The sequence below is a fragment of the Paracoccus binzhouensis genome, from assembly GCF_016446475.1.
In the GTDB taxonomy this organism is placed as follows: Bacteria; Pseudomonadota; Alphaproteobacteria; order Rhodobacterales; family Rhodobacteraceae; genus Paracoccus; species Paracoccus binzhouensis.
In genome coordinates, this window is sequence record NZ_JAEHFP010000002.1 from 152,406 (window position 1) to 162,855 (window position 10,450).

Consider the following 10,450-nt stretch of genomic DNA (forward strand, 5'->3'; position numbering starts at 1 on the left):
GATAGGTAATTTAAAACAAGACCTTTTCGTGAGTTTCTGCGCCGCATGTCCGACATTTCCGACCTGATCCTGACCCTTTCACCCGAAGACGGTTCCACCATCGGTAACGGGGCCATGCTGGCGCTGCTGCGCGAGCACATGCCGGACCTTGCCGAAGACGACTACATCGCCGCGCGCGATTCTCTGATCGACGAGGGCGTGCTGGGGCGTGGCAAGGGACGTGGCGGGTCGATCTTCCGCGTTACCGACGATCTGGGCGATGAGGATGACGACCTGGACGAGGATGAGGGCGACGAGGACGACGGGTTTGAACTGACCCACACCGAAGAGGCCGCGCCGCGAAAGCCGCGGGCCAAGGCCGGAAAGAAGGCTGCGCGCAGGCCGGACGGGCCGGTGCAGGTGCTGTCCTACCGCCACGGAGAGACGCGGGTGAACAACCCCGAGGTCGGGATGGTGCATGCCGGCACCGATCCGGATGGGGACAAGACGGTCTGGGCCTACGACCCGCATCTCGACCCGGTGCTGAATTTCGACTCTGCGCGGGCGGGGATCGAACGGCTCATCGACGAGGCGCTGGCCAGCGGTGATCTCGAAAAGATGCGCGACGCGCTTCAGGAACTGAAGCGGCTGCAGGCGCCTTATCTCAACTGGACGGGAAAGGCGGAGCGGACCAACGTCGCGGTCGATACCGTCTCGCTGCATGTCCACGAACGGGTGGACCCGGCGACGATCCTTGCCAATGCGGCGAAGCGGCTGAAGGGGAAGGATTCGGCCACGCAGTGGCGGCAGCCGGACCTGTTCGCGGCGCCGTTCGAGAACCTGCCGCTGCGCCAGGCGCTGGATTTCTACCACCACGAAAAGGGCTGGTCGAACCGGCTGGTGGCGGGCGACAGCCTGCTGGTCATGAATTCGCTCCTGACCAAGGAGAGCATGGGCGGCAAGGTTCAGATGATCTACATCGACCCGCCCTATGGCATCAAATACGGTTCGAATTTTCAGCCCTTCACGAACAAAAGAAAGCTGGCTGACTCGGATAAGGATGAGGACCTCAACCAAGAACCCGAGATGATCAAAGCGTTTCGAGACACTTGGGAACTCGGCATCCATTCCTACCTCACCTATCTGCGTGACCGGTTAATATTGGCAAGAGAACTGCTGAACGACAGTGGATCGGTCTTCGTTCAGATATCTGATGAGAACGTGCATTTGGTCAGGGGAGTGCTGGACGAAGTATTCGGCGTAACGAATTTTGTCTCGCAGATATCATTCTCGAAAACAGGATCTGTGACTGGCAGCCACCTTGGAAAGGTGTGCGACATCCTGTTGTTTTACGCGAAGAACAAAGATCACCTAAAGTACCGGACCCTCTATGAAAAGAAGCCGGATACGGACAGCGACTATTCTGAAGACCCGCTGAAATCGGATGGCTTCAGAACTACGACGACCTGCCCATACAATTTCATGGGAAAGAGCTGGCCGTGCGGCGCGAATGAGCATTGGAAAGTGCCGATCGAAGGACTTGATCGTGCAGCGAAAGCTGGGCGGATCATTCCGAAAACTACATCGCTTCGCTTGAAGAAATTTGCGACCGACTTTGAATACAAGGTGTTTCATTCAGTTTGGCTCGGGTTTGGCGGTGCATCCAACATGCAATACGTCGTCGAAACCAACACTCGCATTGTAGAGCGATGCATATTGATGGCGACTGATCCGAGTGATCTGGTTTTAGATATTACCTGTGGTTCCGGAACTACAGCGTTTACAGCTGAAAAATGGGGACGTCGCTGGATCACTTGCGACACCTCACGTATCGCCGTCACGCTTGCAAAGCAGCGATTGATGACTGCAAGCTTTGACTATTACATTCTAAAATACCCACACGAAGGATTGAAGGGCGGCTTTGATTATGAGACTGCAAAGCGCATAAGCCTTGGGTCGATTGGCAGTAATACGGACATCGACAAGATATATGACGAGGACCATCCCAAGATTGCCGCGGCGCTGGCCGATCTGACCAGTGCGCTGGCCGCCACCCCACCAAAGCCGCTCAAGCCGGGCCAAGGCGTGCGCAAGGGTAAGCCGGTGGACTTCGCCAAAGGCGACACCCTGCACGAATGGGAGGTGCCCTTCGACTGGCCCGACGACTGGCCCGAGGTCGCCCGCGCGTCCTTCGACGGCTTCCACGCTGTCCGGCAGGCGATGCTGCGTCGCATGGACCAGTCCATCGTCGACCATGCCGAACAGGAGACGCTTTACGACAGGCCGCGCATCGACAAATCCAAGCTGCGCATCTGCGGGCCCTTCTCGGTCGAGGCGGTGCCGGCGCCGACCGTCCTTTCGCTGGACGACAGCATCCCGCCACAGGAGGCCGACGAGACCGTCGCCCGGTCCGGCGAGACCTCGCGCCAGGCGTTGTGGCGCGACGAACTTTTGAAGACCGGCGTGCGCGGCAAGGGCGGCGCCATGCTGCGCTTCGCCGAGTTCGAGACGCTGCCGGGGTTGAAACACATCCACGCCAGCGGATCGCTGGCCGAGACGGGCGAACGCGTCGTCGTCAGCTTCGGCCCCGAGCACGCGGCGCTGGAGCAGCGGCAGGTGGAACTGGCGCTGACCGAGGCCGAGACCCTGCGCCCGTCGCCCAAATTCATCCTGTTCTGCGCCTTCACGTTCGACCCGGAGGCCGCGAAGGACATCGACGAGGTGAACTGGCCCGGCGTGACGCTTCTCAAGGCACAGATGAACACCGACCTCTTGACCGAGGATCTGAAGAAGGGCCGCAGTTCCAACCAGTCGTTCTGGCTGATGGGCCAGCCCGATGTAGACCTGCGCAGGCGCAAGGACGGGCTGTGGGAGGTTCAGGTCAACGGCTTCGACTATTTCGATCCGCGCAAGGGCGATCTGGTCTCGGGCGGCACCAAGCAGATCGCGATGTGGTCGCTTGACGTGGATTACGACAACCGCTCGCTGATGCCGCATCAGGTGTTCTTCCCCATGGCGGATGCCAAGGGCGGCTGGAACCGCCTGCGCAAGACCGTGCGGGCCGAACTGGACGAGGACCTGCTGGAGCAGTTCCACGGCACTGTCTCGCTGCCCTTCGAGGCGGGCGAGAACCGGCGGATTGCGGTCAAGATCGTGGACGACCGCGGGATCGAGTCGCTCAAGATCATGTCGCTGGAGGGATAAGCCCATGTCCCTCATCATCAATTCGCCCTTCGTCTGCCCGGCGCAGCATTGGGTCGAGGCCAAGGGCGGCAAGCTGGAGATCAAGCCAGAGCGGCGGCCGGCGAGCTACGAGGTCTTTGACGCGCGTAACAATACCAAGCGCACCGAGGTGCTGGACCTGGTGAACACGATCCGCACCCGCGTGGATCAATGGCGCGAAGACGGTTGGCCGGGCGTGACCATCGTCACCCGCAAGCTGCTGGAGCACTGGCACGACCGCGAGGCGCGGCAGCATCCGTTCTACTTCTGCCAGCTCGAGGCCATCGAGACGCTGATCTGGTGGGTCGAGGGCGCCGAAGCCTACAAGCAGGGCATCGCGATCCCCGGCGATGGCGGCGTCTGGGAGCGGCTCTGCAACAAGATGGCGACGGGCGCAGGCAAGACCACGGTGATGGCGATGATCATCACCTGGCAGGTGCTCAACGCGCTGACCTATCCGAAGCGGAACAAGGACTTCAGCCGCGCCGTGTTCATCGTGGCGCCCGGCCTGACGGTGAAGGAGCGGCTGCAGGTGCTGCTGCCCAGCGAGGGCAGCTACTACGACGAGTTCAACCTGTGCCCGTCCGAGGCGCTCCGCCAGAAGCTGAACCAGGCCGAGGTGCTGATCGAGAACTGGCACACGCTGATGCCGCTGAAGGAAGCGGACCGCTCGGTGGTGAAGAAGGGGCGCGAGTCCGACGAGGCCTTCACGCGGCGGGTGCTGGGCAAGCTGGCGGCGCACAAGGACATCATCGTCATCAACGACGAGGCGCACCACGCCTACCGCAAGCCGCCCGAGGTGAAGATCAGCAAGAAGCATGCCGAAGAGCATGGCATCGACCTTGACGAGGCGACGCGCTGGATCGAGGGGCTCGACCGCATCCACAAGACCCGGCGCATCCAGCGCTGCTTCGACCTGTCGGCCACGCCTTTCGCGCCGACTGGCAAGAAGAGCACCGATACCGCGCTGTTCGACTGGATCATCTCGGATTTCGGCTTGAACGACGCGATCGAGGCCGGGCTGGTCAAGACGCCCCGTGTCGTTGTCCGCGACGATGCGATCCCGGATGCGAAGACGCTGCGTTCGAAGCTCTACCACATCTACCGCGACCCGACCGTTTCCGAAGACCTGAACCGCAAGGCCGAAGCGCATGAGGCGCTGCCAAAGCTGGTCCAGGACGCCTATACGCTGCTCGGTGCCGACTGGCGGGAAACCCGGGCGCAATGGCAGGAGGCCGGGCATCATTCCCCGCCGGTCATGCTGACAGTTTGCAACCGCACCGAAACCGCAGCCCGCATCGAGACCTATTTCAACAAAGGCGATGCGCATTGGCCCGAGTTGCACGCACCGACCCGAACGCTCCGGGTCGATTCCAAGGTGCTGGAGAAGGCCGAGATCGGCGAGACCGCGACGTCCGACAAGGATTACGAGGCGCGGCTGAAGGCAATCATCGACGCTGCGACCATCCCTGAGACCCGCCGCCAGCAGTTCCGCGCCCTGAAGAAAGAAGAACTGCTGCGCGAGATCGTGGACAACGTCGGGAAGCGAGGAGCGGCCGGACAGGATCTGCAGAACGTCATATCGGTTGCGATGCTGTCGGAGGGGTGGGACGCCAAGAACGTCACGCACATCATGGGGCTCCGGGCCTTCACATCCCAGCTGCTCTGCGAACAGGTTGTTGGGCGCGGATTACGTCGGGTGTCCTATGACACGGACGAGAATGGCCTGTTCCTGCCCGAATACGTCAACGTCTTCGGTGTGCCGCTTTCCATTTCGGAAACAGGCGAAGGCGGGGAAGCGCCGCCGCCTCCGAAGCCGACCACCCAGATCGAAGTCCTGCCCGAGCGGGCTCATCTGGAGCTTCGCTGGCCGAACGTGCTGCGGGTTGAAACGGTCGTGAGACCGCAGCTGACCATGGACTGGGGCAAAGTAACGCCGCTCGTGCTCGACCCTGCCAGCACGCCAATCAGCGCGGAATTGGCTCCTGCGCTCGGCGGCGCGACGGATATGGGCAAGGTGACAGCGATCGACCTCGAGAAGCTGCCAGACGGCTTCCGCCTGCAACGTCTCGTCTTTCAGGCAGCACGGAAGGCCTTCGCCGAACTCAGCCACGGTTTTTCGGGTAGCCACGAGTATCTCGCGGCGCAGCTGGTCAGGATCGTCGAGGCGTTCCTCAACTCCGACCGCCTCGACATCCCGTCGCTGTTTCACTCCGACCCGCTTCGGCGGCGGATTCTGATCGCACTCAACATCGACCTTGCAGTTCAGCATGTGCTGAGCAACGTGACCGAGCAGAACACGGAGCGCCTGACGCCGGTGTTCGACGAGGAAAACCCGATCGGCGCCACCGGCCAGATGCGGACCTGGTACACCACTAAGCCGTGCTTTCCGACCGCCAAGTCGCATATCAGCCACCTGGTCGGGGATTCGTCCTGGGAGGGACATGCAGCGAACATCTTCGAGAAGCGCGAAGACGTCATCGCCTATGCCAAGAACGATCACCTCGGGTTCCAGATCTACTACATGTGGGCCGGTTCACGGCGCCGATATGTTCCGGACTTCCTCGTGCGCCTTGCCAGCGGCACCATTCTGGCGCTTGAGATCAAGGGCACCGACAGCCCCCAGAACAAGGCCAAGCGGGACGCGTTGAACGAGTGGGTGAAGGCGGTCAACGCGGCGGGCGGCTTCGGCCATTGGGCATGGGATGTCGCGTTCAAGCCCGCGGAAATTCAGGACATTGTCACGAAGCACTCAGCCGTTGTGGAACCCGTTTCATAGTGGGATCCGGCGACCATCCGTCGAAGCCCGACCTGACCGCGAATGGCTATCTCGGCAGTTTGGCTTCCCCGCCGGTGATGGTCGCAAGGAAGGCCTCATCCAGCTTCGGTTCGTCCCATCGTTCGGCGACGGCAAGCCAACGGTCGAGGTGGTCTCGGAACCCCGCGTCGTCAGCCTTGAGGTGAAAGGTGTAGAGCCGGTTGACGGTTTGCCGCATCAAGCTTCGCATCTGGTCGTCGTCGATGTGTGAAGCGTCAGACCAAGGAATCCGGCGGCCGTCGGCATCGGTGATGAACACGTCCGAATAGTCGCCCGTGTGGGTGACCGGAATGGTCCCGGCGTGCAATTCCTCGATCCCCGTGTTGCGCACACAGATCATCGCCATCAGTTTCGCCAGCCGGGCGGCGATGCGCTCCTCGTCGGCCGGTTTCATCGTTCCGACCTCTTTGGATCGTCCGACCGCTTCACGAACAACTCGGCGAGAGCCGCCTCCGCTCGGGCCAGCCCGGCTTCCGTAAGGGCCAGCGATTTCGCCTTGCCGATGGGATCGTGGATCAGCCCCTTGGCGTGTAGCCGGTCGGTGATCGACCAGTCGATCCCTTTCCAGACGCGATTGCCGTCATGGAGCGTCAGGCTGAGGATCGCCAGCGCCGCGTCGTCGAGCTTGTCGGTGTCGAGCTTCGGTTCCGCCATGTATGGCCTCCTTCACCGAAAGGATGCCGTCGTTCCCGAAAATTCTCAATGGCGGTATGGATTTGCGTGGCTGGAGGGGGAAGGAACGGGTTGGACGTCTGTTCCTTTCCCCAAGTGCCACTGACATCGAAGTGTTTAGGTGGAGCAGGGAACTATCCCTATACTTTCAACTGGTTAGGGGCTCTACACTGAATGGGCGCAGTCGAGAGGTCCGGAGAATATGGGCTCTTAGAGAACGTGCCCGGCTGCTTTGGCGAGGACGCCAGTGCAAAGCCCTTCCGACATAACCCTCGAAAACAACGGAAAAATCCGGCCGCAGCCGGATCGGGGAGAACGCTTTCGCGGGGGCAAGTGGCGGACGGTGAGGGATTCGAACCCTCGAGACGGTTCCCCGCCTACACACTTTCCAGGCGTGCGCCTTCGACCACTCGGCCAACCGTCCGTGGCGGCTCATCTAGCGCGGCAGGGCGGCCGGCGCAAGCCGCAGTTCTCTCATAGCTTCGAAATCCGCTTCTGCAATTCAGCCAGCTGGCGACGGATCTCGGCCATGTCGTCGGGTTCGGCGGCCTTCTTGCCGGCGCGGCGGGAATCGGGCTCGACCTCGTCCAACTCGGGGCCGCTGCTGCCCGCCTTGCCCCAACCCGCCGCCATCGCCCTCAGGAACATCTGCTGCTGGCGCTGCAGCGCCTCGAAACCGGGCATCGAGGACATCGGGTTCGGGAAGGTCGACAGGTTCTCCATCATCTTGGACTGGCCCTCGCGCAGCATCTCGAAACTGGCGGCGAGGAATTGCGGCACCACGGATTGGGCCTGCGTGGTGTAGCTGCGCACCAGGTCGATCAGCACCTCGATGGGCAGCACGTTCTCGCCCCGGCCCTCATGCTCGGCGATGATCTGCAGAAGATATTGCCGCGTCAGGTCGTCGCCGGTCTTCAGGTCGACGATGCGGACCTGGCGGCCGGCGCGGATGAAACGGGCGATGTCGTCGAGCGTGACGTAGTCGCTCGTCTCGGTGTTGTAGAGGCGGCGACTCGCATAGCGCTTGATCAGCAGCGGGGTCGTGTTCTCGGCCTCGGCCATGGCTCCTCCGGCGATGCATTTGCAGCATGATGGGAAATGACCCGCGGAAATGCAAAGAAAATCGCCTGGCATCGCCGGAGCGACGCGGCGTGCCGAGATGAGAAAAGGGGGGCAGAACCCTGCCCCCCTTGTCCCGGATTGTCCGATACGGCCGAAGGCGCGGATCAGGCCTTGGTCACGGTGCTGGCCGAGGTGGTCGCGGCGGCAGCGGCTTTCTTGACCGCGGCCTGGGTCTCGCGGGTGGCCTTCTCGGCGGCCTTCTGGGCGTCGGCGGCCAGGTCCTTGCCGGCGGTCAGCATCAGATCGACGGTGTCCATCTGCACTTTCTTGGCGACTTCGGCGAAGGCGGCCATGTGCTCGGCAGCGGCTTCCGCGGCGGCAGTGGCGAAATCGCTCACGGCCTTGGCGTATTCGGCCGGCTCGTCCTTCGAGGCGGTCAGTTCGCCCAGGCGGGCGATGGTGTCCTTCGCCCATTGCGACGAGATCTCGGTCGAACGCTCGGCGGCGGCCAGCGCGACGCGGGCCATCTTCTCGCCCAGGGCGGTCTGCGACTTGAAGGCGTCCTGGACCGAAGTGGTGTCGATCGGCATTTTCGCCAGCATTTCCTGCAGGGTCTTGGTGAAGTCAGGGGTCTTGGCCATTTGCTCTCTCCTGGATCGGCGCGAAGCTTGAGCACCGGTTGAACTGTTCTGTCCCCCATATACTTTCTGCACTGCAGCATTGCAAGAGCTTCGTGCTGCAGTGCAGCAAATTTTCCTCTAGGCCCTTTCGTGGACATAGGTGCCCGGGGCGGGGCCGAACCCCTCGCCGGGGTCGCGCGCCTCGACCATGCGGCCGGAGCGGCGCGCCAGCCACTCGCCCCAGCGACCCCACCAGCTGCCCTCGTGGTGCTGCGCCCGGTCCAGCCAGTGCTGCTCGCCCAGGTCGAAGCCGACATCCGAGGTGTAATGGCCGTATTTCCTCTTGCTGGGCGGGTTGACGATGCCGGCGATATGGCCCGATTCGGACAGGATGAAGGTCTTGTCCGCCGAGCCCATCTGCGCCACGCCGCGCCAGCTGTCGCGCCAGGGGGCGATGTGGTCGGTCTCGCAGGCGATGGCGCAAAGCGGCACGGTCACGTCGCTGACATGCAGGCGCTGGCCCATCAGCTCGAACCCGTCCCGGACGAAGCGGTTCTGCTGGCACAGGCCGCGCAGATATTCCACCGCCATGCGCCCGGGCAGGTTGGTGCCGTCGCCATTCCAGTAGAGCAGGTCGAAGGCGGGCGGCGTCTCGCCCAGCATGTAGCTGCGGATCGCCGGGCCCCAGACCAGGTCGTTGGCGCGCAGGAAGCTGAAGGTGCGCGTCATGAGCTGGGCGCTGAGCACGCCGGTGCGCGCTGCCTCCTCCTCGATGCCCGAGACGAAATCCTCCTGCAGATAGGCGGTGAATTCGCCCTGGTCCTCGAAATCGGTCAGGGTGGTGAAGAAGGTGGCCGAGTTCACCCGGTCGTCGCCGCGCTGCTTCAGCAGCGCCAGGGTCAGTGCCAGGGTGGTGCCGGCGATGCAATAGCCGATCACGTTCAGCGTCTTCTGATCGGTCAGGTCCAGGATCCGGTCCATGACCTCGAGATAGGCGCGGACGTAATCGTCCATGCCGGTCTCGCCATAGCTCGGGTCGGGGTTCTTCCAGGCCACCACGAACAGCGTATGGCCCTGGTCGACGATCCACTTGATCAGGCTGTTCTGCGGCTTGAGGTCGAGGATGTAGAACTTGTTGATCCAGGGCGGGAAGATCACCAGCGGAATCTCGTGCACCTGCGGGGTGGTCGGCTTGTACTGGATCAGCTCGTAAAGCCGGGTGCGGGCGACGACGCTGCCTTCCGAGGTGCCGATGTTCTCGCCCACCCGGAAGGCGTCGCGGTCGGCCAGCGAGACGATCAGCTCGCCACTGTTCTGCTCGACGTCGCGGACCAGGTTCTCGAGGCCGCGGACCAGGCTCTCGCCCTCGGTCTCCAGGGCCTTTTCCAGCGCGTCGGGATTGGTGGCCAGGAAATTCGTCGGCGCCATCATGTCGATCATCTGCCGGGTGAACCATTCGATCCGGCGCCGGTCGGTCATCTCGGGCAGGTCAAGCGCGCTGGCCGCCTCCTCCAGCGCCTGGGCATTGATGTGATATTGGCGCTTGATGAAGTTGAAGAACGGATGCGCATCCCAAAGCGGGTTCGAGAAGCGGCGGTCCCGCGGCCCATCGGCCGCCGGCGGCGTCAGCGTGCCACGGGCGAAGGCGGCCTGGGCCTCGGCGAAATGGCGCAGGGTCTCGCCCCAATAGCTGACCTGCTGGCCGATCACCCGCTCGGGCTGCTCGGCCAGCAGCTTCAGCCAGGCCGAGGTGGCCGTGGCGAACAGATCGGGGCCGGGCATCTCGACGCCGGGGCTGTGGGCGCGGCGCTGCGCCAGCGCGCTGATCAGCCGCTGGGTCAGCGATTCGATACGCTCGATATTCATGGTCAGCTGCTCGGGCAGCCGGCTGTTCGGGCCGAAGGCCGCCTCGGCGAAAGCCGCCGTCTGGCTGCCGAGCGCCGGCGCGGCGGGGGCATCGAGCCCCGGCGTGGCCGTTTTCGTCGGCCCGGCGCCAGGCCCGGGCGCAGGAGTTGCGACCGGGGCAGCCGGAGGGGCCTTGGCAGACCTGCCCTGCCCCGGCGCGGCGGGGCCGGTG

The 10,450-nt window shown here is 63.2% G+C and carries 7 protein-coding genes and 1 tRNA gene; 2 read left to right on the forward strand and 6 right to left on the reverse strand.

Annotated features, from left to right (window positions below; translation table 11 throughout):
* Positions 1-45 precede the first annotated feature (45 nt).
* Together I9P22_RS01840 and I9P22_RS01845 are read left to right on the forward strand one after the other, a co-directional pair.
* Positions 46-3,183, forward strand: coding sequence for a site-specific DNA-methyltransferase (locus I9P22_RS01840; RefSeq protein ID WP_199257697.1), 3,138 nt, complete (start codon positions 46-48; stop codon positions 3,181-3,183).
* 4 nt (positions 3,184-3,187) lie between these two features.
* Positions 3,188-5,980 carry a BPTD_3080 family restriction endonuclease gene (locus I9P22_RS01845; protein ID WP_199257698.1) on the forward strand — a complete coding sequence of 931 codons (2,793 nt, stop codon included), beginning with the start codon at positions 3,188-3,190 and terminating at the stop codon, positions 5,978-5,980.
* 46 nt (positions 5,981-6,026) lie between these two features.
* Here the strand turns inward: I9P22_RS01845 and I9P22_RS01850 are convergent, their stop codons facing one another.
* The 6 genes from I9P22_RS01850 to phaC all read right to left on the reverse strand — a co-directional run.
* Positions 6,027-6,413 carry a hypothetical protein gene (locus I9P22_RS01850; protein WP_199257699.1) on the reverse strand — a complete coding sequence of 129 codons (387 nt, stop codon included), beginning with the start codon at positions 6,411-6,413 and terminating at the stop codon, positions 6,027-6,029.
* Entirely contained in the window at positions 6,410-6,673 is a 264-nt protein-coding gene (locus I9P22_RS01855) for a DUF6429 family protein (protein WP_199257700.1), read from the reverse strand. Before I9P22_RS01855 ends, I9P22_RS01850 begins: the two co-directional genes overlap by 4 nt.
* A 352-nt stretch (positions 6,674-7,025) precedes the next feature.
* Positions 7,026-7,115, reverse strand: a tRNA-Ser gene (locus tag I9P22_RS01860).
* A gap of 50 nt (positions 7,116-7,165) precedes the next feature.
* Positions 7,166-7,753 carry a polyhydroxyalkanoate synthesis repressor PhaR gene (phaR, locus tag I9P22_RS01865; protein ID WP_199257701.1) on the reverse strand — a complete coding sequence of 196 codons (588 nt, stop codon included), beginning with the start codon at positions 7,751-7,753 and terminating at the stop codon, positions 7,166-7,168.
* Between the two features lie 164 nt (positions 7,754-7,917).
* Positions 7,918-8,394, reverse strand: coding sequence for a phasin family protein (locus I9P22_RS01870; RefSeq protein WP_199257702.1), 477 nt, complete (start codon positions 8,392-8,394; stop codon positions 7,918-7,920).
* 117 nt (positions 8,395-8,511) lie between these two features.
* Positions 8,512-10,450, reverse strand: a 1,939-nt coding sequence (gene phaC / locus I9P22_RS01875) for a class I poly(R)-hydroxyalkanoic acid synthase (RefSeq protein WP_332908986.1), incomplete at its 5' end; no start/stop codon positions are given.

Coding starts and splice junctions, on each gene's coding strand:
- I9P22_RS01840 (WP_199257697.1), top strand. CDS start 46: ATGTCCGACATTTCCGACCTGATCCTGACCCTTTCACCCGAAGACGGT.
- I9P22_RS01845 (WP_199257698.1), top strand. CDS start 3,188: ATGTCCCTCATCATCAATTCGCCCTTCGTCTGCCCGGCGCAGCATTGG.
- I9P22_RS01850 (WP_199257699.1), bottom strand. CDS start 6,413: ATGAAACCGGCCGACGAGGAGCGCATCGCCGCCCGGCTGGCGAAACTG.
- I9P22_RS01855 (WP_199257700.1), bottom strand. CDS start 6,673: ATGGCGGAACCGAAGCTCGACACCGACAAGCTCGACGACGCGGCGCTG.
- phaR (WP_199257701.1), bottom strand. CDS start 7,753: ATGGCCGAGGCCGAGAACACGACCCCGCTGCTGATCAAGCGCTATGCG.
- I9P22_RS01870 (WP_199257702.1), bottom strand. CDS start 8,394: ATGGCCAAGACCCCTGACTTCACCAAGACCCTGCAGGAAATGCTGGCG.